Source organism: Janthinobacterium glycogeni (assembly GCF_051380725.1).
GTDB lineage: Bacteria > Pseudomonadota > Gammaproteobacteria > Burkholderiales > Burkholderiaceae_D > Janthinobacterium.
In genome coordinates this window covers 338,174-359,798 of record NZ_JBNYXP010000006.1, presented here as the reverse complement: position 1 = coordinate 359,798, position 21,625 = coordinate 338,174, and the positions used below count along the sequence as shown (strand labels likewise).

General features: G+C 66.0%; 21 protein-coding genes. 10 read left to right on the top strand and 11 right to left on the bottom strand.

Features of this window, described 5'->3' with window-relative positions:
• Positions 1 to 69 precede the first annotated feature (69 nt).
• Entirely contained in the window at positions 70 to 474 is a 405-nt protein-coding gene (locus ACQ4W4_RS16750) for a VOC family protein (protein WP_436542935.1), read from the bottom strand.
• Between the two features lie 57 nt (positions 475 to 531).
• Entirely contained in the window at positions 532 to 1,422 is an 891-nt protein-coding gene (locus ACQ4W4_RS16745; RefSeq protein ID WP_436542934.1) for a helix-turn-helix domain-containing protein, read from the bottom strand.
• A 127-nt stretch (positions 1,423 to 1,549) separates the two neighbouring features.
• On the opposite strand from ACQ4W4_RS16745, the gene ACQ4W4_RS16740 reads away from it, so the two are divergent.
• Both ACQ4W4_RS16740 and ACQ4W4_RS16735 read left to right on the top strand, forming a co-directional pair.
• A complete protein-coding gene (locus ACQ4W4_RS16740; RefSeq protein ID WP_436542933.1) occupies positions 1,550 to 2,581 on the top strand; it encodes a methyltransferase domain-containing protein in 1,032 nt (343 codons plus the stop codon).
• Between the two features lie 117 nt (positions 2,582 to 2,698).
• Positions 2,699 to 3,451, top strand: coding sequence for an SDR family oxidoreductase (locus ACQ4W4_RS16735; RefSeq protein ID WP_436542932.1), 753 nt, complete (start codon positions 2,699 to 2,701; stop codon positions 3,449 to 3,451).
• Here ACQ4W4_RS16735 and ACQ4W4_RS16730 read toward each other — a convergent pair.
• On the bottom strand, positions 3,448 to 4,347 hold the full coding sequence (locus tag ACQ4W4_RS16730; protein WP_436542931.1) for a LysR substrate-binding domain-containing protein: 900 nt from the start codon (positions 4,345 to 4,347) through the stop codon (positions 3,448 to 3,450). The two genes, ACQ4W4_RS16735 and ACQ4W4_RS16730, sit on opposite strands and share 4 nt — an antisense overlap.
• Positions 4,348 to 4,458: 111 nt before the next feature.
• Between ACQ4W4_RS16730 and ACQ4W4_RS16725 the strand changes: the two genes are divergently transcribed.
• Positions 4,459 to 5,736 carry an MFS transporter gene (locus ACQ4W4_RS16725; RefSeq protein ID WP_436542930.1) on the top strand — a complete coding sequence of 426 codons (1,278 nt, stop codon included), beginning with the start codon at positions 4,459 to 4,461 and terminating at the stop codon, positions 5,734 to 5,736.
• On the opposite strand, the gene ACQ4W4_RS16720 is transcribed toward ACQ4W4_RS16725, so the two are convergent.
• Positions 5,733 to 6,392 (bottom strand): helix-turn-helix transcriptional regulator, encoded by a 660-nt coding sequence (locus ACQ4W4_RS16720; protein ID WP_436542929.1) that lies wholly within the window; start codon positions 6,390 to 6,392, stop codon positions 5,733 to 5,735. The two genes, ACQ4W4_RS16725 and ACQ4W4_RS16720, sit on opposite strands and share 4 nt — an antisense overlap.
• A 125-nt stretch (positions 6,393 to 6,517) precedes the next feature.
• On the opposite strand from ACQ4W4_RS16720, the gene ACQ4W4_RS16715 reads away from it, so the two are divergent.
• The 5 genes from ACQ4W4_RS16715 to ACQ4W4_RS16695 all read left to right on the top strand — a co-directional run bounded on the left by ACQ4W4_RS16715 (position 6,518) and on the right by ACQ4W4_RS16695 (position 13,267).
• Complete coding sequence (locus ACQ4W4_RS16715) at positions 6,518 to 7,000, top strand: DUF2165 family protein (protein WP_436542928.1); 483 nt, start codon at positions 6,518 to 6,520, stop codon at positions 6,998 to 7,000.
• Between the two features lie 66 nt (positions 7,001 to 7,066).
• The gene (locus ACQ4W4_RS16710; protein ID WP_436542927.1) at positions 7,067 to 8,167 is read left to right on the top strand and encodes an efflux RND transporter periplasmic adaptor subunit; all 1,101 of its coding nucleotides are present in this window, start codon (positions 7,067 to 7,069) and stop codon (positions 8,165 to 8,167) included.
• A gap of 15 nt (positions 8,168 to 8,182) precedes the next feature.
• The gene (locus ACQ4W4_RS16705) at positions 8,183 to 11,281 is read left to right on the top strand and encodes a MexW/MexI family multidrug efflux RND transporter permease subunit (RefSeq protein WP_436542926.1); all 3,099 of its coding nucleotides are present in this window, start codon (positions 8,183 to 8,185) and stop codon (positions 11,279 to 11,281) included.
• Positions 11,278 to 12,666 carry an efflux transporter outer membrane subunit gene (locus tag ACQ4W4_RS16700; protein ID WP_436542925.1) on the top strand — a complete coding sequence of 463 codons (1,389 nt, stop codon included), beginning with the start codon at positions 11,278 to 11,280 and terminating at the stop codon, positions 12,664 to 12,666. Before ACQ4W4_RS16705 ends, ACQ4W4_RS16700 begins: the two co-directional genes overlap by 4 nt.
• 25 nt (positions 12,667 to 12,691) lie before the next feature.
• Positions 12,692 to 13,267: a DUF1349 domain-containing protein gene (locus tag ACQ4W4_RS16695; RefSeq protein ID WP_436542924.1), complete on the top strand. Its 576-nt coding sequence runs from the start codon at positions 12,692 to 12,694 to the stop codon at positions 13,265 to 13,267.
• A 25-nt stretch (positions 13,268 to 13,292) separates the two neighbouring features.
• Here ACQ4W4_RS16695 and ACQ4W4_RS16690 read toward each other — a convergent pair whose 3' ends face one another.
• From ACQ4W4_RS16690 to ACQ4W4_RS16680, 3 genes are all read right to left on the bottom strand, one after another.
• The gene (locus tag ACQ4W4_RS16690; protein ID WP_436542923.1) at positions 13,293 to 13,637 is read right to left on the bottom strand and encodes a hypothetical protein; all 345 of its coding nucleotides are present in this window, start codon (positions 13,635 to 13,637) and stop codon (positions 13,293 to 13,295) included.
• Positions 13,638 to 13,749: 112 nt separating this feature from the next.
• On the bottom strand, positions 13,750 to 14,160 hold the full coding sequence (locus tag ACQ4W4_RS16685) for a DUF4440 domain-containing protein (protein WP_436542922.1): 411 nt from the start codon (positions 14,158 to 14,160) through the stop codon (positions 13,750 to 13,752).
• Entirely contained in the window at positions 14,157 to 15,578 is a 1,422-nt protein-coding gene (locus ACQ4W4_RS16680; RefSeq protein WP_436542921.1) for an MFS transporter, read from the bottom strand. Before ACQ4W4_RS16680 ends, ACQ4W4_RS16685 begins: the two co-directional genes overlap by 4 nt.
• A 130-nt stretch (positions 15,579 to 15,708) precedes the next feature.
• Here ACQ4W4_RS16680 and ACQ4W4_RS16675 point away from each other — a divergent pair, with 130 nt between their 5' ends.
• Positions 15,709 to 16,611: a LysR family transcriptional regulator gene (locus ACQ4W4_RS16675; RefSeq protein ID WP_436542920.1), complete on the top strand. Its 903-nt coding sequence runs from the start codon at positions 15,709 to 15,711 to the stop codon at positions 16,609 to 16,611.
• Between the two features lie 115 nt (positions 16,612 to 16,726).
• On the top strand, positions 16,727 to 17,557 hold the full coding sequence (locus tag ACQ4W4_RS16670; RefSeq protein ID WP_436542919.1) for a hypothetical protein: 831 nt from the start codon (positions 16,727 to 16,729) through the stop codon (positions 17,555 to 17,557).
• A gap of 23 nt (positions 17,558 to 17,580) precedes the next feature.
• Here ACQ4W4_RS16670 and ACQ4W4_RS16665 read toward each other — a convergent pair whose 3' ends face one another.
• The 4 genes from ACQ4W4_RS16665 to ACQ4W4_RS16650 form a co-directional block, all read right to left on the bottom strand.
• Positions 17,581 to 18,636, bottom strand: coding sequence for a bifunctional nicotinamide-nucleotide adenylyltransferase/Nudix hydroxylase (locus ACQ4W4_RS16665; protein ID WP_436542918.1), 1,056 nt, complete (start codon positions 18,634 to 18,636; stop codon positions 17,581 to 17,583).
• A complete protein-coding gene (locus ACQ4W4_RS16660; protein WP_436542917.1) occupies positions 18,633 to 20,348 on the bottom strand; it encodes an NAD+ synthase in 1,716 nt (571 codons plus the stop codon). The genes ACQ4W4_RS16665 and ACQ4W4_RS16660 overlap by 4 nt, the downstream gene beginning before the upstream one ends.
• A gap of 95 nt (positions 20,349 to 20,443) precedes the next feature.
• The gene (locus tag ACQ4W4_RS16655) at positions 20,444 to 20,959 is read right to left on the bottom strand and encodes a ClbS/DfsB family four-helix bundle protein (RefSeq protein ID WP_436542916.1); all 516 of its coding nucleotides are present in this window, start codon (positions 20,957 to 20,959) and stop codon (positions 20,444 to 20,446) included.
• On the bottom strand, positions 20,956 to 21,600 hold the full coding sequence (locus ACQ4W4_RS16650) for an ArsR/SmtB family transcription factor (protein ID WP_070223320.1): 645 nt from the start codon (positions 21,598 to 21,600) through the stop codon (positions 20,956 to 20,958). The genes ACQ4W4_RS16655 and ACQ4W4_RS16650 overlap by 4 nt, the downstream gene beginning before the upstream one ends.
• Between the last annotated feature and the right edge of the window lie 25 nt (positions 21,601 to 21,625).

Genomic DNA, 21,625 nt, shown 5'->3' with positions numbered 1-21,625 from the left:
CCGACACCACCACCGGTCAATAATATTGTCGGATTACGCGGCGTACCGCCGCTAATCCGACCTGCGCTGCTATTGCGGTATTGAATTCGCTTCCATATACATCAATTCCCACTGATGCCCATCGGGGTCCTGGAAACTGTGGCCGTACATGAAGCCGAAATCGATCGGCTCCTTGTAGATGCTGCCGCCCGCCTGGACGGCTTTTGCCACCAGCGCATCGACTTCGCCCCGGCTCTCGGCCGACAAACACACGAGCACTTCCGTCGCCACCTTGGTGTCGCACAGCTGCTTGGGCGTGAATTGCTTGAACTTGTCGTGCGTCAATAACATCACGAAGATATCGTCGGCAACGATCATGCACGTCGCTGTTTCATCGGTGAAATGGGCATTGAAACTGAAGCCCAGCGCCGTGAAAAACGCCACGGAGCGTTCCAGCGACTGGACGGGCAGATTGACAAAGATTTTGCGGGCCATCATGTCTCCTTGTAGGTCGTATGATTATTTGCTGCCCGCCGATTCTACACCGGCTTTTTACGCGCCCGCGCGTCCCACGGTCTTCGGCGCGTAGCCGAAATAACGGCTGAAGGCGGCACTGAAATTGGCCGGGTGGCGGTAGCCCGTTTGCCAGCCCGCCTGCGCCACCTGGCAACCATTTTCCAGCAGTAACTTTGCCCGCTGCATGCGCAGCGCCAGCAAAGTGCGCTGGGGGCTGTCGTTGTAGCGGTAGCGCCATCCCTGCTTGAGTTTGAACAAACTCAGCCCCACTTGCGCGCACAGGTAATCGAGCGTGAGTGCCTGCGCCATCTGCTCCTGCATCAGCGCGTAGGCGCGCTCGAGTTTGATGATGTCGGCCTCGGACCAGCGCGGCACGCGCGCCGGCGCGGGCCGCAGTCCCCGCAGCTGCTCCGCCAGGATACTCAGCACGCCGATATGCACGGCCAGCGGGTCCGTCGCGCGCAGCAGCGAGCGGGCGTGCTGGGCGGCGGCGGGCGTGGTGACCGCATGCGCCAGCTGGCGCGCGCCGCCGTCGGGCAACACGGATAGCAAGCCCTCCGGCCAATAGCGCGCCAGCGCGTTTTCATCGACCAGCACGCGCAATTGCGCCGCCCGCTGATGCGCCTCGAAACGGCGCTCGCCGCTGACGTGGCGAAACGCCGTCACCGTCGTATGGCCGCCCTGGAAACGCAGGTGCTGGCCATCGCGCGCGACATAGCCGGACGCGCCTTGCAGGCCGATGGTGATCACCATGCCGCCCCCGTCGTCATGCTGCGATTGCTCGACGAGCGCAAGCCGCGGGCGGTAATCGGAATGCACGAGCAGCAAGCCCTGGTCGATCTGCCTCTGGTCGGCGCGGCATTCGCCCATGCCCGGGTCCAGCTGGCGCCGCGTCCAGCCTGCCGCTTCCCTGTCCTGTTCCATCATCGCTCCTTCCTGTCCTTGCGCGCCGCCGCGCATACGAAATACGCCGTACCGCATACAAATGCAAATGATAATTATTCTCATTGTTGCATAAAATGACGCTGATGCCCACTTCGCCGAAAGGAAGATCATGTCATTCAATACACAACACGCCTTGCAACCGTACTGGGACCTGGCCGTCGCGCCCATCCAGGCCGATGGGCTGGCCGCCGCCCTGGAACTGGGTATTTTCGAGGTGCTGGCCACGCCGCACACGCCGGCGCAACTGGCCGAGGCCCTGTCGCTGCATGCGCCGCACACGGCGCTGCTGCTGGAACTGCTTTGGAGCATGCAGGTGCTGGAACGCGACGGGGCCGATGCTGAGGCACAGCGCTACCGCTGCACGGCCGCCACCTTGCAGTATTTCTGCCGCGACTCGGTTGCCTTTTGCGGCGACGCCTGGCTGTACCGGCTGCACGCGCTGCGCCATTTCGCCACCCAGCTCAGTACCCTCGTGCGCGATGGCGGCAAGGTAAAACCCTACAGCACAGCCAATGGCATCAACTGGGCCGCCGCCGCACAGCAGCAGATCGGCCAGGAGCAGCGCGCCGTCACCATGCGCGCGGCCCTGTCCGTGATGCAGCGCGTCGCCCCGTTTGCGGACGGCAACATGCCGCTGCGCCTGCTCGACGTGGGGGGCGGTCCTGGCTGGGTGGCTATTGCGCTGGCGCAAGCCCATGCGGGCGTGCAGGGCTGCGTTTTCGACTGGCCGGAAGCGGTGGCCGTGGCGGCCGCGAACATCGCCCATGCGCAACTATCCGACCGCCTGGAGGCCCTGGGCGGCGACCTGGACAGCGACGATATCGGCAGCGATTACGATCTGATCTGGTGCTCGTCCGTATTGCATTTCGTGCCCGACATGGCGGCGGCCTTGCGCAAGATGCAGGCAGCCTTGAAGCCCGGAGGCGTGCTCGTCTGCGTGCAGGCGGAAATCGCGGCGGCACCGGGCGACGCGGCGCGCGTGCTGCCGTATTACTTGCCGATGCGCATGCTGGGCCGCACGGTGACACGGCATGGTGAATTGGCGCAGCTGCTGCGCGACATGGGCTGGCGGCAGGTGGAGCAGTATGGCGCCAGCGATTTTCCCATGGCGCCCGTGCAGGTGCTGATTGCTCGCGCCTAACAATTACGATTTAGTAATTATCTTTTTTATAGCAAAAAGGGACGCAAATGCGCTAAGCTGTGCCGGCATTGATCGATGTCATCCGCAGCACTGTGCTGCCTTCACAAGGAACCCATCATGAGTCAAGCTATTGCAGGGAAAGTCGTCCTCATCACCGGTGCCAGCAGCGGCCTGGGCGAAGCCACCGCGCGTCATCTGGCCGCGTTGGGCGCCTGCGTCGTGCTCGGTGCGCGCCGTATGGATTTGCTCAATACCATCGCCGAGGAAATCACGGCCGCCGGAGGCCAGGCCGCCATTGCCCAGACCGACGTCACTCAGGCGGGCGACCTGAAGCGTCTGGTCGACACGGCCCTGGCCGTGTTCGGCAAGGTCGATGTGATGATCAACAATGCGGGGCTGATGGCCATCGCGCCGATGAGCGCCCTGAAGGTCGATGAATGGAACAACATGATCGATATCAACATCAAAGGCGTGCTGAACGGCATCGCTGCCGTCCTGCCATATTTCCAGGCGCAAAACAGCGGCCACTTCATCAATGTCTCGTCGGTGGCGGGGCAAAAAGTCTTCAGCCCGGGCGGCACCGTCTACAGCGGCACCAAGTTTGCCGTCAGCGCCATTTCGGAAGGCTTGCGCCATGAACTGGCCGCCAGCGGCGGCACCATCCGCACCACCGTCATTGCGCCGGGCGCCGTGGACACGGCATTGAGCCAGGGCAGCAGCCACGCCGAGAGCGCCAAGGCCGTCAAGGAGTTCTACCAGATCGCCATTCCCGCCGATGCCGTAGCGCGCGCCATCGCGTATGCGATCGAGCAGCCGGCCGACGTGGATATCAATGAAATCGTGCTGCGCCCGACGGCGCAGGCGTTTTAAGCGGCATCCTGTTGCAGCGAGGCGATGATCAGGCCGGCCAGGCGCTCGACGGGCGGCCTGGACACCGTTGAAGCACGCAGCAATTCCAGCGACAGCGGGGGCAGGGCGGGCAAGCCCGCTTCCACGTGATCGAGCGCGCGCACGGTCGAGGGCAAGCCCAGGCCCGTGCGCACCGTCACGCCCAGCCCGGCGGCGGCCGCCGCCCACAGTCCCGCCAGGCTGGGACTGGTAAACGCCGTGCGCCAGGCGATGCCGGCCCCATCGAGCGCCTGCGTGGCGCAGCGCTGGAACAGGCAGTCGCGGTCGAAGGTAATGAGCGGCAGCGGCTCGCCCGACTCGGGGCGCCAGGCCAGGCTGGACGAGGCGATCCAGCGCATGGACGGTTGGGCAATATGCTGGCGCTGCTGCGGCGGATATTCGGCCACGTCGGCGATGCAGGCGCCGCCCCACAGCAGGGCCAGGTCCAGCTGGCCCATGGCCAGCCCTTCCATCAGGGCCGTGTTGCGCGCCACGTGCGCCTCGATGCGCACTTTCGGATGCGCGCGGGCAAAACGCCCCAGCACGTCCGGCAGCAAGGCTTCGCCAAAATCCTCCTGCAAACCGAGCCTGATCCAGCCTTCCAGTTCCGCGCCGCGCAAGGCGACGGCCGCCTCGTCGTTCAGTTCCAGCAGACGGCGTGCATAGCCGAGCAGCACGTCGCCGGCCGGCGTGAGCGCCAGGCCCCTGCCATCCTTGCGGAACAGGGGCATGCCCGCCTGCTCCTCGAGTTTTTTCAGCTGCGCGCTGACGGCAGAGGTGGAGCGGCCCACCTTGTCGGCCGCGCGGGCAAAGCTGCCCAGCTCGACGCCAGCCACATAGCTGCGCAGAAAGGCGATGTCGAAATTCAGCAGGCTCATGGCATGGAGATGATCGTCCGGTTTTATGGGATGGTATAGCGTAAATTATCTGATATTCAGAACGATCGTACTGCGCAACACTGTCAGGGTCAACCACTTTCCCTCCTTGCCATGACCACCAGCTGCCCCGTCGTTCCCGTTTCTGCCCCCGTCGCCGCGCCCGTGCTGGGCGACGCCCACCGCTGGAAAGTGCTGGCCGTCGGCGTGGCGGCCAATGCCAGCTTTTCCGCCGCCGCCAACGGCATGCCCACCACGGCCATCTGGCTGCGCAGCGGCTATCACCTGAGCAATACGCAACTGGGGGTGGCGCTGGGCGCCATGGGCCTGGGCGTGGCCCTGACCGAATTGCCATGGGGCATGGCCACCGACCGCTGGGGCGACCGCCCCGTGCTGCTGACCGGCTTGCTGGGCACCATGCTGGCGCTATTGACCTTGCTGCTGTGGATCACGCCCGCTGACGGGTCCGTGCCGCCGTTATGGGCGCTGGCGGCCGGGCTGGCGCTGGTCGGCGTGCTGGGCGGCAGCGTGAACGGCGCCAGCGGCCGCGCCGTGATGCGCTGGTTCGGCGCCGGCGAACGGGGTTTCGCCATGAGCATCCGTCAGACGGCCGTGCCGCTCGGCGGCGGTCTCGGCGCCCTCGTCCTGCCCAGCCTGGCATCGCGCTACGGCTTCATGCCGGTGTTTGGCGCCCTGGCCCTCGTATGCGGCCTGTCGGCGTTTTTTACGTGGCGATGGATGCATGAGCCCGATTTCTCTGCCGAGGCCGCCACGGGGCCGCAAAACGCGTCCACGGGCCCGATCGCGGTCCAGCCTGCGCCGCCGTTGCCAGCTCCGCTCAAAAACCGCAAAGTCTGGCGCATGGTGGCCGCCATCGGCTTGCTGTGCGTGCCCCAGTTTGCCGTGCTCAGCTATGCCACCGTCTTCCTGCACGACCATGGCCGCCTGGGCCTGGCCGCCATCACGGCCGTGATGGTGGCCCTGCAGGCGGGCGCCATGGTGATGCGCATCTGGAGCGGACGCCACACGGACCGCCACGCGAACCGGCCCGCCTATCTGCGCGGCTCGGCCCTGGTGGCGCTGGCCTCGTTCGTTGTGCTGGGATGCATCGCCTGGCTGCAGGCGCCGGGCTGGCTGTTGATGGCCGCCGTGGTGCTCGCCGGCATCGCCGTGTCCGCCTGGCATGGCGTGGCCTACACGGAACTGGCAACGGAAGCGGGCGGCGCCAACGCGGGCACGGCCCTGGGCATGGCGAACACGGCCGTCTACGTGGGGCTCTTCCTCACGCCGATCGCCATCCCGCACCTGCTGGCGGCCAGCAACTGGCCCGTCGTATGGTGGCTGGCGGGACTGGTGGCGCTGGCCGCCCGGCCGCTGTTTCCGAAGCCTTAAGAAAGCGGCGAAATCCGGTAAACGCAGCGCATCGCGTTCGCCAGCACGTGCTGCTCGCGCACGATGCTGGCGCTCGGCCCCACCACTTCCTGGAACAGCTGCAGCTCGGAGCGGCAAAAGCCCTGGCAGGTGCGCGCGGCCGCACAGATGGGGCAGTGGTCTTCGATCAGCAGCCAGTCGTCGCCGTCCGCTTCCACGCGCGCCATATAGCCCTCTTCGTCGCGCACGGCGGCCAGCTGCTGCAAGCGCGTGGGCAAGTCCGGCGCCGAGCACGCCAGCGCATACGCGCTGCGGCTTTCCTCTTCGCGCTGGGTGATCAGTTTATCCAGGCCCGCCTCGCCGAACAGCTGGCGCACCGAACCGATCAGCTTGATCGTCAGCTGCGCATGCGTGTCGGGAAAGCGCGCATTGCCCGCTTCCGTCAAGACCCAGTTCTGGCGCGGCCGGCCCGCGCCCGCCTGCACTTCCTGGCGCCCCTCGATCAAGCCCGCCGCCACCAGCTTTTGCACCTGCTGGCGCGCCGCCTCGCCAGTCATGTCCAGGGTCTTGGCCAGGGTCGCCGTGGAGACGGGTCCCTTGGTCTTGATGAAATACAGGATGCGCTCCGTCGTTTGCGGCGCCTCGCTATTATCCAAACGTTTACTTGTGTAATTCATTTCGCTCAACTATCATGGGGCCAGTTAACCAACTAATTACTTGCATAATAGGCCGGTAGCTCCCCGCTGTCGAGGAGTTTCCACGTCCGTATGCCGGCAAGGTACTCTTTTGACAGGATTTCCCCATGCAACTGTCTGACTCGATCTGGCTGTTTCACGCCCTCCTCGCCACCGGCCTGGCCATCTGGCTGACCCTGGCCACCCTCAACAACCTGCACGCCTTCCACGGCGCCGTCTGGGCCATCGGCAACACCATGCGCATGGACCCGCTGCGCCAGGACCCGAGCATCGAGACACCGCTGCTGCGCCGCGCGCTCACATCGCTGGCCTTGCACCGGCTGTCGCTGGGCGCGGTGCTGGCGCTGCAACTTGCCGCCGCCATCGCCGCCTGGACGGGCGTGGCGCTGTTCTTTGGCGCATCGCTGATGGATGCGCTGCCCTGGCTGAACCTGGCCCTGTGCGCCATGGCCGCCTTTTTGCTGCTGATGCACCTGGGCGGCCTGTGGTTCGGCTACTGGATCGCGCAGGAAGGCTTGCAGACGACGCACCTGGTGCTGCTGCTGTGGACCATCGGCCTGTTCCTACTTTTCAACGCGCAGCGGACCTGATCAGCCTCCGCTGCGCCTCTTTTTCCCTGTGTCGTTATCCCTGTCAATGCTGTAAAGGACTTCATCATGAATACGAAAATCGTCGGCGCCTCCGCGCTGGCCATCGCCCTGGCCGTCGCGGGCGCCGCGCGCTATCCGCGCGCCGCCTCCCATGCGGCCGATGCCGCCGCCTACCCCGCCACCAAGGTGGCGCTGGTGCCCGTTGTGCTGGGCACGCAAGAGCGTTTTTTTGCGGGCGTGGGCGAACTGGAAGCGGCGCGGCAAGTCCAAGTGGCCGCTGAAACGGGCGGGCGCGTCACGCAGATCCGCTTCGAATCGGGGCAGCACGTGGCGGCCGGCGCCGTGCTCGTGCAGCTCAATGACGCCCAGGAACAGGCGGCCCTGCTGCGCCAGCGCGCACAGCTGAAAAACGCGGAAAGCAGCCATGCGCGCACGGCGCAGATGGTCAGGGAAAAAGCAGCCACGCAGGAGCAATTGGATAGCGCCCTGGCCGGGCGCGATGCGGCCCTGGGCGACGTGCGCCAGACGGAGGCGCTGATCGCGCAAAAGACCATCCGCGCCCCGTTCGCCGGGCAGCTGGGCATCCGCAAGGTGCACGCGGGCCAGTACCTGAACGCGGCCGACACGGTGGCCAGCCTGATCGACACGAAGTCGCTGATGGTGAACTTCGCCCTCGATGAACAGAGCAGCGCGAAGCTGGCGCCAGGCCAGGCCGTGCAAGTGCTGGTGGACGCGTATCCCGGCGAGGTCTTTACGGCCAGGATCAACGCCATCGACCCGCTGATCGCCCGCTCGCGCATGGTGCAGGTGCAGGCGGCGCTCGCCCATCCCCGCAGCGCCCTGAGGCCGGGCATGTACGCGAATGTGCGCGTGGCGCGCGAAGCGGGACAGCAGCTGACGGTGCCGGAAACGGCCGTGACCTACAGCGCGTATGGCGACACGGTGTTTGTCGCGCAGCAGGAAGGAAAACAGCCGCTCACCGTCAAGCGCGTGGGCGTCAAACTGGGCGAGCGGGCCGGGGGCCGCGTGGCCATCCTCGACGGCTTGCGCGAAGGGCAGCGCGTGGTCGCTTCGGGCCAGCTGAAACTGGCCGACGGCATGGCCGTGCAGGCCGTGGCCAACACCCTCGATGAAGTCAAACGCGCCGCGCCCAAGGCCGGCTCTTAAGGGATGGCCACCACCATGAAATTGACCGATTTATTCGTGCGCCGCCCCGTGCTGGCGCTGGTGATCAGCACCTTGATCCTGATGCTGGGCGTGATCGCCATCCTGCAGCTGCCGATCCGCCAATACCCGATGCTCGAATCGTCCACCATCACCGTGAGCACCACGTATCCGGGCGCCTCGGCGGAACTGATGCAGGGTTTTGTCACGCAGCCGATCGCGCAAGCCGTATCGTCGGTGGAAGGCATCGATTACCTGACCTCGTCGTCGGTGCAGGGCAGCAGCACGGTCACCGTGCGCATGGAGCTGAACCGCGATTCCACGCAGGCGCTGACGGAAGTCATGGCCAAGGTCAACCAGGTACGCTACAAGCTGCCCGAAGGCGCTTTTGACCCCGTCATCGAGCGCTCGGCCGGCGATTCCTCGGCCGTCGCCTATGTCGGCTTTGCCAGCGAGAGCGTCTCGGCGCCCGCGCTGACGGACTACCTGGCGCGCGTGGTGCAGCCAATGTTCGCCACCATCGACGGCGTGGCGAAAGTCGACGTGTATGGCGGCCAGCAGCTGGCCATGCGTTTGTGGATCGACCCGGCCAAACTTGCGGCGCGGGGCTTGACGGCGGCCGACGTGGCCGACGCCGTGCGGCGCAATAACTACCAGGCGGCACCGGGCAAGGTGAAGGGACAATTCGTCGTATCCAACATCAGCGTCAACACGGATCTGACCAGCGTGGAACAGTTCCGCGACATGGTCATCACCAAGGGCGGCGATGCAAAAGACAGCGCCGCACTCGTGCGCTTGAAAGACGTGGGCACGGTGGAATTGGGCGCGGCCGCCACGGAAACGAGCGGCATCATGGATGGCGTGCCGGCCGTGTATCTGGGCCTGTCGCCCACGCCGGGCGGCAACCCGCTGGTGATCGTCGACGGCATCAAAAAACTGCTGCCCGAGATCCAGAAAACCCTGCCGCCCGGCGTGAAAGTGGAGCTGGCGTTCGAGACGGCGCGCTTCATCCAGTCGTCCATCGACGAGGTGGCCCACACCCTGCTCGAGGCGCTGCTCATCGTCGTCATCGTCATCTATCTGTGCATGGGTTCCTTGCGCTCGGTGCTCATTCCCGTCGTGACGATTCCGCTGTCGATGCTGGGCGCGGCGGCGCTGATGCTGGCCTTCGGCTTCAGCATCAATCTGCTCACCCTGCTGGCGATGGTGCTGGCCGTGGGCCTGGTGGTCGACGACGCCATCGTCGTGGTGGAAAACGTGCACCGGCATATCGAGGAAGGCAAGACGCCCGTGGCCGCCGCGCTGGTCGGCGCGCGCGAAGTAGCCGGTCCCGTGATCGCCATGACGATTACCCTGGCGGCCGTGTATGCGCCGATCGGCATGATGGGAGGCCTCACGGGCGCGCTGTTCAAGGAATTCGCGCTCACTTTGGCCGGCGCCGTGGTGGTGTCGGGCGTGGTGGCGCTCACCCTGTCGCCCGTGATGAGCTCCTTGCTGCTGCAGCCGAAACAAGCGGAAGGGCGCATGGCGCGCGCCGCCGAGCATTTCTTCGCGGGTCTCACCAGCCGCTATGCGCGCCTGCTGGACCGCTCGCTGCACCACCGCTGGTGGAGTGCCGGTTTCGCCGCGCTGGTGATGGTCAGTCTGCCGTTTTTATACCTGCTGCCGCAGCGCGAACTGGCGCCGGCGGAAGACCAGGCCAGCGTGCTGACGGCCATCAAGGCGCCGCAGCACGCCAACCTCGATTACGTCGAGCGCTTCTCGTACAAGCTCGATGACATCTACAAGCATATCCCCGAAACGGCGTCGCGCTGGATCATCAATGGCGGCGAAGGCCCGGCATCGAGCATCGGCGGCATCAACCTGACGCCGTGGGCTGAACGCACGCGCAATGCGGCCGTCATCCAGGCCGAATTGCAGCACGCCGTGGGCGACGTGGAAGGCACCAGCATCTTCGCCTTCCAGCTGGCGCCCCTGCCGGGGTCGAGCGGCGGCTTGCCCGTGCAGATGGTCTTGCGCAGCGCGCAGGATTACACCACCCTGTTTCGCACCATGGAAGACGTCAAGCAGCGCGCGCGCGATAGCGGCCTGTTTGCCGTCGTCGACAGCGACCTCGATTACAACAACCCCGTCGTGAAAGTACGCGTGGACCGCTCGAAAGCCAACAGCCTGGGCATCCGCATGCAGGACATCGGCGAATCGCTGGCCGTGCTGGTGGGCGAGAATTATTTGAACCGCTTCGGCATGGATGGCCGCGCGTACGACGTCATCGCGCAAAGCCCGCGCGAACAGCGATTGACGGCGCAAGCGCTGACGCAGCAGTACGTGCGCGCCGACGACGGCAGCCTGCTGCCCCTGTCCGCCGTCGTCTCGGTGAGCGAACAGATCGAGCCGAACATGCTGACGCAGTTCAACCAGCAAAACGCGGCCACCTTCCAGGGCGTGCCAGCGCCGGGCGTGACCTTGGGCGACGCCGTCGCCTTCCTCGATGGCGTGGCCAAGACCCTGCCGCCGGGCTTCAGCTACGACTGGCAGTCCGATGCGCGCCAGTTCGCCACGGAAGGCAATGCCCTGCTGCTGGCCTTCCTGGCGGCTGTCGTCGTGATTTACCTGGTGCTGGCGGCGCAATATGAAAGCCTGACGGACCCGTTGATCATCCTGATCACCGTGCCGCTGTCGATTTGCGGCGCGCTGATTCCGCTGGCGCTCGGCTACGCCACCGTCAACATTTACACGCAGATCGGCCTCGTGACCCTGATCGGCTTGATCAGCAAGCACGGGATTTTGATGGTGGAGTTTGCCAATGAATTGCAGGTGCATGAACAGCTCGACCGCATCACGGCCATTCGCAAGGCGGCGCAGATCCGCCTGCGCCCGATTTTGATGACGACGGCCGCCATGGTGGTGGGCCTCGTGCCGCTGCTGTTCGCCTCGGGCGCGGGCGCCAACAGCCGCTTCGGTCTGGGCGTCGTGATCGTCTCGGGCATGGTGATCGGCACTTTCTTTACCCTGTTCGTGCTGCCCACCGTGTACACCTTTCTGGCCCGTCGCCACACGGCCGACCATGCCACGCCGCGCGCCCGCGATTTGTCGCAGGCGCTGAAGGAATCCCCATGAAAAATTACCGCTATCTTGTCTCTCTTTTCCCCCTGCTGGCCGGCTGCGCCGTCAGCCCCGCCTACGTCACGCCGGGCACGCCCGCCATCACCCTGGCCAGCCCGCAGCAAGCGCAATTCGGACCTGGCACGGGCGCCGTCAGCGAGGCCGCCTGGTGGACGTTTTTCGATGATGCACGGCTGTCGCAGCTGATCGCCAGCGCGCTCGAACACAACCTCGATATCGCCCAGGCACAGGCGAACCTGCTGGCCGCGCGCGCCGTCTTCGACGCACGCCGGCTCGACGAACTGCCCACTGTCACGGGCCAGGCGGGCTGGCAGCGCAGCGTCCAGCAAGACACGCCGGACAGCCGCGCCGCCAGCGCCAGCACGCGCGTGGGATTCGACGCGCAGTGGGAGATCGACCTGTTCGGCCGCCTGGCGCACATGAGCCGCTCGGCGCAGGCGCGCGCCGATGCGGCGCAGGCGGACTTGCGGCAAGTGCGGCTGACGATTGCCGCCGAGGTGGCGCGCAATTACTACGAGGCGCTGGGCTACCAGCAAAACCTGGCGCTGACGCACGCGCAGGTGCAAAGCTGGCGCGACACGGTGGCATTGACCGACGCGCGCATCCGCGCCGGCAGCGGCTTGCCGGAAGAACGCCACAACGCGCTGGCCAACCTGGCGCGCAGCGAAGCGGCATTGCCGCCCTTGCAGGCGGGCTTGCGCCAGGCGCAGTACCGGCTCGATGTGCTGAGCGGCCAAGCGCCGGGCGCCATCGCGCTGGCGACCATGCCGCGCCAGCAGGCGCCGCTGGCTGGCCAGCTGCCGCTCGGCGACGTCAACCGCCTGATCAAGCAGCGGCCCGACGTGGTACGCGCCGAGCGCCTGCTGGCCGCCTCCAGCGAAGACGTGGGGGCGGCAAGAGCCGACCTGTATCCGCGCCTGAGCCTCGGCGGCTTCCTGGGCTTCTTTGCGCTGCGCGGCAGCGGCGTGTTCGACGGCGGCGCGCGCGCGTTCGAAGTGGCGCCCTCCGTCAGCTATCCGGCCTTCCGCCTGGGCAGCGTCAGGGCGCGCCTGCGCGGCACGCAAGCCGAGGCGCAGGGCGCCCTGGCGCGCTATGAACAAACGATGTTAGTGGCGCAGGAAGACGTGGAAAACGCCGTCACGCAGCTGGCGGAAAACCAGACGCGATTGGCCTCCCTGCTGGAATCGGCACGCCACGGCAATGCGGCCCTCGGCATCGCCAGCACGCGCTATGCGGGCGGCGGTGGCAGCTACCAGGCCGTGCTGGAAAACCAGCGCGCCTTGTACGATATCCGGCGCGAAGCGCTGCTGGCGGAAACGGCGTCCTACATCGATGCGATCGCCCTGTACAAGGCGCTGGGATGGGGGCACACTATGTGATCTTTTTAGCTCCAAAAGGCACACGATGTTCACACAAGGCAGCTGGCTCAATCCACCGGAAAACTGGTCCGCCGACGGCGCGCAGCTGCGCGTGACGACCGATGCGAACACGGATTTCTGGCGCAAGACCTCGTATGGCTTTATCCGCGACAGCGGCCACTTTTTCGGCACTGAAATCGACGGCGATTTCACGGCGCAGCTGCACGTGGCCGCGCAGTACGCGGCGCTGTACGACCAGGCCGGCATGATGGTGCGCATCGACGAGCAACACTGGATCAAATGCGGCGTCGAATTTTCCGACGGCCAGCTGCTATTGAGCTCCGTGCTGACGGTGGACAAATCGGACTGGGCCGTCAGCCTGGCGCCCGCCATGCCGGACGGTTTCTGGCTGCGCGTGACGGTGGAACAGGGCGTCATCCGGGTGCAGTATTCGACCGACGGCAAGCTGTGGCCGCTGCTGCGCCTGGCGCCGTTTCCCGAGGCCAGCCACTACCGCGTGGGCCCCATGTGCTGCACGCCGGAACGCGGCGGCCTGGAAGTAGTTTTTTCGCAGTTTTCCACCGGTCCCGCGCTGCAAAAAGCGTTGCATGATTTAAGCTGATTTTTCAACATAAAATCACGGCTGTTTATTCGTGCTGGTTGAGCGAGCGGTGCACGTCTTTCGACTCGTTGCGCCCCGGCCTGTCATCGGCCAGCTTGCCCGCTTCGCTGTGCGGCTGCTGGGCCACGCCCTTGACGTGGTCGCGGTGTTCCGGCTGTCCCAGGCCAGGCAGGTTTTCCTGCTCCACGGCGTCGGGCGGCCCCTGTGGCGTGATCACATTGTTCGCCCAGTGGCCGCTGGCGACATTGCCGCTGGCGGGCTTGCCGCCGCCTTGATTGGCATAGGTGTCGCCATCCGCTTGCGCGGCAGCGGTCTTGTCCATGCTGCTATTGCGGGCCTGGTCTGCGGGCTTCGAGGGGGTATCGTTCATCGCGCTTCTCCTGCCAATAGTCGATAAAATCCCATCTTGAGCCGATAATTCCTACTGCGCAGCCAGCGCGCGGCTAGTCTTCCTGTAGGAAAATGCCGCGCGCGGTGCTGCTTTACGCGGCCGCCGGCGCCGCCCACGTCTCGTGCAAATGGTGCCACAGCAGGGCGCCGCTAGCCGTTTTTTCATACACGACGGTGGACCAGCGCTCGGTGTTTTCCGCGCCGGGCAGCGACTGGAATTCGCGGTAGGACACGGTGGCGCCGGCCGCGCTTTCCTGGATCAGCTGCAAGTCCGTGATGCGCATGGCCAGGCCGGGCCGGCTGCCGCCGGCGCCCTGAAAAAACGCCGCCAGGCCAGCGCCGTCGAGCCGCATCCCGCCCGGTGCCACCATCGTGAAACCGGGCGAAAAACGCGCGAGCAAATCGGCGCAATGTTGCGGCGCCGTCGCCTCGCCGCTGAGCCAAGCGCGGATCAGCACATGCGTCGATAAAACGTCGTCAAAATAAGGGTTAGATGCATTCATTTTTTGCTTGCTCCATGGTGTAGTAAAAGATCGAGAACGGCGCGGTTGTCGATGCGCAGGCACAGCGCCAAAGGCAGCACGCACGAAGCGGCGGCCAGCGCAAAGCACCAGTGAAATACCTGCGCCGCGCGCGCATGCAGGGCGGGGTCGTCCAGGCTGCCGATGTCGTGCGCCGCCAGCAAGCCATTGAGCAGTACGCTCAGCAGCGCCACGCCCAGGCAAAAGCCCAGCTGGCGGTTGATATTCCACACGGCGCTGGCCTGGCTCAGTTGCGCGTCCGGCGTGCGCAGGAAGGCCGTGCTTTGCGCCGTGCTGCTGCACAAGCCGCCGCCAAAGCCCATCACGGCATAGGCGCCGGCCAGCCAAAACAACTGGTCCGCCGCATCCACCCGCAGCAGCATCAGCATGCCCGCCGCCTGCAGCAGCGCGCCCGCGATGAACAGCGGCTGCGGCCCCACGCGGCGGTAGCTTTTCCCGGTGAGCGAAATGGCCGCAAACGAGGCCAGCGCCCACGGCAGCATCAGTGCGCCCGCCGTCGATGCCGGCATGCCCAGCACGCCCTGCAGGTACAGCATAGCCAGCAGGCTCACGCCCATGAAGACGCCCGGCACCAGCAGATACATCAGCATCGCAATGCGCAGCAGCGGTTCGGCGGCCAGGCGCAGGTTCAGCAGCGGCGTCGATTTGCGCAGCGCGCCGCGCACATACGCCCACGCGCAGGCGGCGCCAAGCGCCAGCACGCCGGCGCCGGCGGCCAGCTCGCCCGGCGTGCCCAGCATGGTCAGGCCCAGCAACAGCAGCAAAATCGCCGTGCTGCCCGCCAGCAAGCCGCCCACGTCAAGGCGGGGCACGGCCGCGCGCGGCGGGTCGGGACGCAGCCAGCAGGCGGCCAGCAGCAACGCCAGCGCGGCAAACGGCACGTTCAGGTAAAAAATCGCCCGCCACGACAGGCTGTCGACGATCACGCCGCCCAAGGCCGGCGACAGGGCGGGCGCCAGCAAGCCCACCAGCATGATGACCGACGACAGGCCAGGGCGCTCGGCAGGCTGGTACAGCTGGTAGGTCATGCTTTGCCCCAGCGGGATGAGCAAGCCGCCACCGAGGCCCTGCACGCAGCGCCAGGCGATCAGCGCCTCGATCGAGGGCGCCAGGCCGGCGCCGATGCTCGCGCCTAAAAAAGTTAGCAACGATGCCATGAACACGGTTTTGCTGCCATAATAGGCAGCCAGCCAGGCGCTGGCCGGAATGACGATGGTCAGGCCGAGGATGTAGGCGGTGCTGATCCAGGCCAGCTGCGCCACCGAGGCGTGCAAGGCATGGCCGATGTCAGGGTAGGCGACGCTGGTGATGAACATGTTGATCAGGTCGACGAAAAACCCCAGCAGATAGATGGCCGCCACTTTTTTGCGATAGTCCATGGTGCTCCAAATGGCAAACGGCCAGCTTAAGCGCCCATCGTCATTTGCGTAACGGGCCAGCTCCGATTACACTGTCAAACCTATTTTGACAAAGCCCTGCGAGCCGCATCTCTTCTTATTCTTCTTATCTATGATCAGTCTTGACCGCCTGGGTATATTCATTGCCATCGTCGATGCCGGTTCGCTGACGGCCGCCGCCGCCGTGCTGGGCCAGAGCAAGGCCGTCGTCAGTTTTAATTTGAAACAGCTGGAGGCGGAGCTGGGCGTGTCGCTGCTCACCCGCAGCACGCGCAGCCTGGCGCTGACCGACGTGGGACGGCGCTTTTACGAGGATTGCCAGCGCGTGCTGAGCGAAGCGCACGGCGCCATCGAGACGGCGCGCCAGGGCCAGCGGGGCTTGCGCGGCACCCTGCGCCTGACCACCACCGTCGAATACGGCAGCCGCACGGTGATCCCTGCGCTGATCGCCTTCGCCGCCGCCCACCCGCAGTTGCAGATCCAGCATTCGTCTTCGTCGTCGCACGAAGACCTGATCTCGGGCCGCTATGACCTGGCCATCCGCATGGGGTCCCTCAACGATTCAAGCTACCGCGCCGCGCTGATCGAGCCGTACGCGATCTGGCCCGTCGCCTCGCCCGCCTACCTGGCCAGCCGGCCCGGCACGGGCATCGCCACCCTGGACGACTTGCAGCACGCGCGCTGGCTGGCGCACAGCCGCCTGGCCTCGCCGCTGCGCTGGGACGTGCAGACGCCCGACGGCCCCGCCGCCTTTGCCGTGCAGGACGACGCCGCCATCCATTCCGACTCCGCCTCGGCGCTGCTGGGCTTTGCCCTGGGCGGCTGCGGCGTGGCCCTGCTGCCGCAGTGGCTGGTGGAAGGGGACGTGCGCGCGGGACGCCTGCGCCGCCTGCTGCCCGATGTCGTCTTCCCGGAACAGGGCGTGTATGCCGTGTATCCGAACACCCAGCATATTGCGGAAAAGGTGCGCGCCTTTATCGACTTTTTGCGCGCGTTCGTGGGCGCGCCGGACTGAGATTTCACTTCGCCAATATTTGATGAGGTCAACGATTTCCAAAGGGCAAACGAGCGCCGCTTTCGTTTTTCACGGCCTACACTGGAAGGACGTTGTTCACCGATTGGAGACCATCATGGCACATACATTGGCAGCAGTTTTCGCCGTGCGCGACATGGCCGAGCGCGCCCGGCACGACCTGATCACGGCGGGCTTTCCCAGCGCCAACATCCGCCTGCACGATGCGGGCAGCGACGAATTTTCCGCCACGGAAAACATCCGCCGCGACGACAGCGACAGCCTGCTCGACAACATCAAGCATTTCTTTACCGACCTGTTCGGCAGCCACGCCGACCGCCACATCTATGCGGAAGCCGTGCGGCGTGGGCATGTCGTGCTGACGCTCGAGAACGCCAGCGACGCCGATATCCAGCGCGCCACCGACATCGTCGAGCGCTATGCGCCGCTCGACATCGATGCGCACGCCGAGCACTGGCGCGCCGGCGGCTGGCAAGGCGCGCCGCAAGACGACAGCGCGAGGCGCCAGGGCGCCAGCATGCAGTCGGGCGCGCCATCGCAGCAAGGCACGTCCGCCGGCAATATGAACGAGGCGCCAGGGTCGCAGCAGTTTGCCAGCGACATGGCGTCGCCGCCGCCGTCCGGCGCGGGCGCCAACGTGCGCCGCTATCCCGGCGCCGACAACCTGCCCGGCACCAGCTACGACGACGAGCAGTACTACCGCAGCCACTGGAGCGCCACCTATGTCGCCACCGGCGCGCGCTTCGAGGACTACGATCCCGCCTACCGCTATGGCCATTCCATGGCCAACAGCGACAGCTACCGGGGCCGCCCATGGGACGAGGTGGAAACGGACCTGCGTTCCACGTGGGAGCACACGTATCCCCAGTCGGCGTGGGAGAACTTCAAGGCGGCCATCAAGCATGGCTGGGAACGCGTGACGTCCTGACGCGCGCCGAGGGGGGGCTTCCCTCAGCGTCCCTCGTGCGTGAGCTTGAGGAAGTGGTTCAGGATGTGGAAGTGGTCTTCGAAGAATTGCTCTTCCATGGCCGGCAGCGACGCCACGGGCACCCACTGCGCCAGCGCCGCGTCGTCGGCCGCCGTCACGGCCGGCAGCTGGCGCGTCTTCAGATCGAAATAATGCGCATGCGTGATGGTGCGCCCGCGCTGGCTGCGGTCCGGGTGGTCGAACACGGCCACGCCCACCAGCGCCTCGACGAGGGTGGGCGCCAGCACGCCCAGCTGGGTTTCTTCCGCCAGCTCGCGCAACGCTCCCTGCAGCAGCCGTTCGCGCGGCTCCAAAAAGCCGCCGGGCAAGGCCCACAGGCCCTTGCCCGGATAGCCGCCGCGGCGCACGAGCAGCACGTGGCCGCCCGTCTGCACCAGCGCATCGACGGTGGTGAAGATGGGCGCATACGGCGCCACTTTCCAGCGCGCCTTGTAGGCCTCGATGGCGCGGTATTCCTGCACCAGCGGCGCGTACCACGGCAGCAAGGTCCACGCTTTCAGATACTGGCCGATGGCCGCCGGCAGCAGCTGCGCCACGGCGCTCAGCGACACGTCGACGTCTTCCGCCTCGAACAGCACGTTGCGGATGGCCGTCGCGCCTATCGGTGCGCCAGGGTCGATCTCCAGATTGAGCAGCTGCCAGTGGGGAAAGTGGTGCAGGTAATAGCTGGTGGCGTCCTTGAAGCAGGCCACCAGGGCGATACGCTGCGCTGCGGGCACGGCGCCCGTCACGGCGCGCCGCACGGCGTCGGCCCACAGGCCGTCGTCGTAGTAATCGCGCACGGCCACGTAATGCACGCGCGCGCGCTGCGCCTCGGGCAGGGTGGCGGCAATCATGGCGGCCCGCTCCTGCCACGTAAACGGGTTCTTCGGGCTGCGCGCATGGAAGGCGGAACCGAGCACCACCACCACTTGCGCGGCCGTCGTCAGCGCCTTCTGCAGCAGGCCGGCATGGCCGTTATGAAAAGGCTGGAAACGGCCGATCAGGATGGCCGCGTCGGCGGAATAGGCGAGGGTCATGCGTCGTCTCCGGTAGGGTAGTGGGCGGCGATCGGCAATTGACGGCCGCTGCCAAAGGCGCGCGAACGCACGCGGATGATGGGCGCCGCCTGGCGCCGTTTGTATTCGTTGCGGGCGACCATGCCGAGAATGCGCGTCACGAGCGCGCGTCCCTCGTCCGTCTCGCGCAGCTGGTCGACCAGGGTCAGCGCCTGCGCGCTTTCTTGCGCCGGCAGGCGACGCCCCTCGATATGCCACTTCAAAATTTCATCGAGCACGGGATACGGCGGCAGGCTGTCGGTGTCGCGCTGGCCCGGCGCCAGCTCCGCCGACGGCGGTTTCTCGAGCACGGCCACAGGAATCAGTTCGCGCCCGGCACTGGCATTGATGTGGCGCGACAGGGCGAATACCTCCGTTTTATACAGGTCGCCGATCAGCCCCAGGCCCCCGTTCGTGTCGCCGTACAGGGTGCAGTAGCCCACCGAGATTTCGCTCTTGTTGCCGGTGGTGAGCAGCAGGGCGCCGAACGCGTTCGAGTATTCCATCAGGATCGTGCCGCGCACGCGCGCCTGCAGGTTTTCCAGCGGCAGTCCCTGCAGCTTGCCGTCGAAGGCCGCCGCATAGCCCGCTTCGTATTGCGCCACGATGTCGCGGATGGCATGCGTGCTCAGGGCGATGCCGAGGTTGGCGCACAGGGCGACGGAATCGGTGACGGAGCCGGCGCTGGAAAACACGGACGGCATGGTGATCGCCACCACATTGTCGGCACCGAGCGCTTCGACGGCCAGGGCCAGGGTCAGCGCGGAATCGATGCCGCCCGAGCAGCCGACGACGACTTGCGTAAAGCGGCAGCGGCGCGCGTAGTCGCGCAAGCCGAGTACGATCTGGCGCCGCGCAAATTCGACGGCGGGGATGCCGTCCGGGTCCGGCACGGGAAACGCCGCGCCATCGGTACGGCTAAAACGCCCATCGGCAAAGCGCAGCAAGGGAAAATCCTCGACGAATCGGGCCGCCTCGAATTGCACGCCGTCGCCCGGCGAGATGGCGAATGAGGCGCCGTCGAACACGAGCTGATCCTGGCCGCCCACCTGGTTGACGAACAGCAGGGGCAGGTGCACGCGCTTGCAGGCGGCGCCAAACACGGCGTGGCGCTGCGCGCGCTTGCCGATGTCGGACGGGCTGGCGTTGATGCTGACGATGAGGTCGGGCCGCGCCGCGTGCAGGGCCTCGAAGGGATTGACGGCGTAGGCGCGGCCGTCGTCGTTCCAGCCATCCTCGCAAATCATGAAGCCGACTTTACAGCCAGCGATATCGAGGGTGCAGGCGCCGGGCGGGCCCGGCTCGAAATGGCGGCCTTCGTCGAAGATGCCGTAGGTCGGCAGCAGCTGCTTGTAGTACTCGGCGACGATGCGCCCGTCGCGGATGGCCAGCAGAGCGTTGTACAGGGGCTTGCCGACGCCGGGGTTGGGCCGCGCCGTGCCGATGACGGTGACGAGTTCCGGCCAGCGCATGGACGCTTGCAGCAAGGACTCGAGCGCCTGCTGCAGGCCGCGCAGGAAGGCGGCATCTTCGAACAGGTCGCCCGGGTAGTACGCGCACAGCGACAGTTCGGGGCATACGAGCAAGTCGGCGCCATCGCTGCTGGCGCGGGCCATGCGCGCGGTGATGGCGGCGACATTGGCGTCGAAGTCGCCCACAGTGGGGTTCATCTGGGCGAGGGCGATGGTCAGCATGGCGATCCTTCATTGGTTACGCTTGAAACCACTATCCTGCCTGAAAACGTTTCTGAAGGTACTGATGCAATCGTGCAAGCCCGCCGATCCGCGTGCTACAAGGTCTTGAGCCAGGCCCGCAAGCGCGTGCGCGCATTCGCATACGGCGACGAGGTGTTGAACTGGATCATGCGTCCCATCGTGTAATGCGTGTACCAGGGCTGGCCATACAATTGCGCGTCGTCGTGCGCGTCGACCAGCGCCAGCAGCCGATTTTTCGCCTGCTCCAGGCGCTGCAGCAAGTCGTCCATGCCCAGTTCAGCATAGTCGGCATAGAAGCGCTGCGCCAGTTTTCCCAGAGCGTTCCACGTGAAACCTTCGGCAGGGAAGGCGATATCCTCGATGCGTTTACCGTCGCGCAGCTGGGCGTGCCAGTGCAAGACCAGCTCGTTCCAGCCCACCAGATACGCGAGCAGATCGCACACGCTCATGCGCGTGCCCGCCACTTGTCCTTCCAGCACGGGATCGCGCGCCAGCGCCGGCGGCACGCGCGCCAGCTCCTGCGTCAGTTTCGCGTACGTGGTGGTAATCGCCTCGAGCAGTTCCTGCTTGCTGTTCGGGATCGCCATCATGCCGCCTTCACGACAGGCAAGCCGGCCGCCTGCCAGTCGTCATAGCCGCTGCCCAAACGGCGCGCCTGCAAGCCGTGCTGGCGCAGGGCCGCCACCGCTTGCACGGACAGCACGCAGTACGGGCCGCGGCAGTAGGCGGCGATCTCCGCGTTCGCGGGCAGTTCGCCCAGGCGGCGCTGCAAGTCGTCAAACGGAATATTGATCGCGCCGGGCAAGTGGCCGGCGGCAAATTCCTGCGCGGGCCGCACGTCGAGCACGGTGATGCTGGCTTCCTGCATGCGTTCCCGCAGCTCGTCGCCCGTGATCGCTTCCACATGGTCGCCCCGGCCCAGCGCCTGCAACTCGCTGCGCTGGTGCTGCGCATACACGTCCAGCGCAGCGAGCAACTGCATGACAGGGCCGTTGCCGAGCCGGTACAGCACGCGCTTGCCGTCGCGCCGCGCCTGCACGAAACCGGCGCGCCGCAACTGTTGCAAATGCTGCGAGGTATTCGCCACGGATAAGCCCGTCAACTCCACCAGTTGCTCCACCGCATACTCGCCGTGCGCGATCTGCTCGAGCAGGCGCAGTCGCGGCGCGCTGCCTAAAATATGGGCAAACCCGGCGGAACCGGTAAGCAATTCAATATCGGCATTTTTCATTGACACGATGCTAGCACCCTTATAA

Bases quoted from the DNA above. Each gene is read 5' to 3' on its own strand.
- ACQ4W4_RS16725 (WP_436542930.1), top strand. From the start codon at position 4,459: ATGACCACCAGCTGCCCCGTCGTTCCCGTTTCTGCCCCCGTCGCCGCG.
- ACQ4W4_RS16650 (WP_070223320.1), bottom strand. From the start codon at position 21,600: ATGAAAAATGCCGATATTGAATTGCTTACCGGTTCCGCCGGGTTTGCC.
- ACQ4W4_RS16660 (WP_436542917.1), bottom strand. From the start codon at position 20,348: ATGCTGACCATCGCCCTCGCCCAGATGAACCCCACTGTGGGCGACTTC.
- ACQ4W4_RS16740 (WP_436542933.1), top strand. From the start codon at position 1,550: ATGTCATTCAATACACAACACGCCTTGCAACCGTACTGGGACCTGGCC.
- ACQ4W4_RS16745 (WP_436542934.1), bottom strand. From the start codon at position 1,422: ATGATGGAACAGGACAGGGAAGCGGCAGGCTGGACGCGGCGCCAGCTG.
- ACQ4W4_RS16655 (WP_436542916.1), bottom strand. From the start codon at position 20,959: ATGATGGCGATCCCGAACAGCAAGCAGGAACTGCTCGAGGCGATTACC.
- ACQ4W4_RS16665 (WP_436542918.1), bottom strand. From the start codon at position 18,636: ATGACCCTCGCCTATTCCGCCGACGCGGCCATCCTGATCGGCCGTTTC.
- ACQ4W4_RS16715 (WP_436542928.1), top strand. From the start codon at position 6,518: ATGCAACTGTCTGACTCGATCTGGCTGTTTCACGCCCTCCTCGCCACC.
- ACQ4W4_RS16705 (WP_436542926.1), top strand. From the start codon at position 8,183: ATGAAATTGACCGATTTATTCGTGCGCCGCCCCGTGCTGGCGCTGGTG.
- ACQ4W4_RS16700 (WP_436542925.1), top strand. From the start codon at position 11,278: ATGAAAAATTACCGCTATCTTGTCTCTCTTTTCCCCCTGCTGGCCGGC.
- ACQ4W4_RS16730 (WP_436542931.1), bottom strand. From the start codon at position 4,347: ATGAGCCTGCTGAATTTCGACATCGCCTTTCTGCGCAGCTATGTGGCT.
- ACQ4W4_RS16750 (WP_436542935.1), bottom strand. From the start codon at position 474: ATGGCCCGCAAAATCTTTGTCAATCTGCCCGTCCAGTCGCTGGAACGC.
- ACQ4W4_RS16675 (WP_436542920.1), top strand. From the start codon at position 15,709: ATGATCAGTCTTGACCGCCTGGGTATATTCATTGCCATCGTCGATGCC.
- ACQ4W4_RS16680 (WP_436542921.1), bottom strand. From the start codon at position 15,578: ATGGACTATCGCAAAAAAGTGGCGGCCATCTATCTGCTGGGGTTTTTC.
- ACQ4W4_RS16690 (WP_436542923.1), bottom strand. From the start codon at position 13,637: ATGAACGATACCCCCTCGAAGCCCGCAGACCAGGCCCGCAATAGCAGC.
- ACQ4W4_RS16735 (WP_436542932.1), top strand. From the start codon at position 2,699: ATGAGTCAAGCTATTGCAGGGAAAGTCGTCCTCATCACCGGTGCCAGC.
- ACQ4W4_RS16695 (WP_436542924.1), top strand. From the start codon at position 12,692: ATGTTCACACAAGGCAGCTGGCTCAATCCACCGGAAAACTGGTCCGCC.
- ACQ4W4_RS16670 (WP_436542919.1), top strand. From the start codon at position 16,727: ATGGCACATACATTGGCAGCAGTTTTCGCCGTGCGCGACATGGCCGAG.
- ACQ4W4_RS16685 (WP_436542922.1), bottom strand. From the start codon at position 14,160: ATGAATGCATCTAACCCTTATTTTGACGACGTTTTATCGACGCATGTG.
- ACQ4W4_RS16720 (WP_436542929.1), bottom strand. From the start codon at position 6,392: ATGAATTACACAAGTAAACGTTTGGATAATAGCGAGGCGCCGCAAACG.
- ACQ4W4_RS16710 (WP_436542927.1), top strand. From the start codon at position 7,067: ATGAATACGAAAATCGTCGGCGCCTCCGCGCTGGCCATCGCCCTGGCC.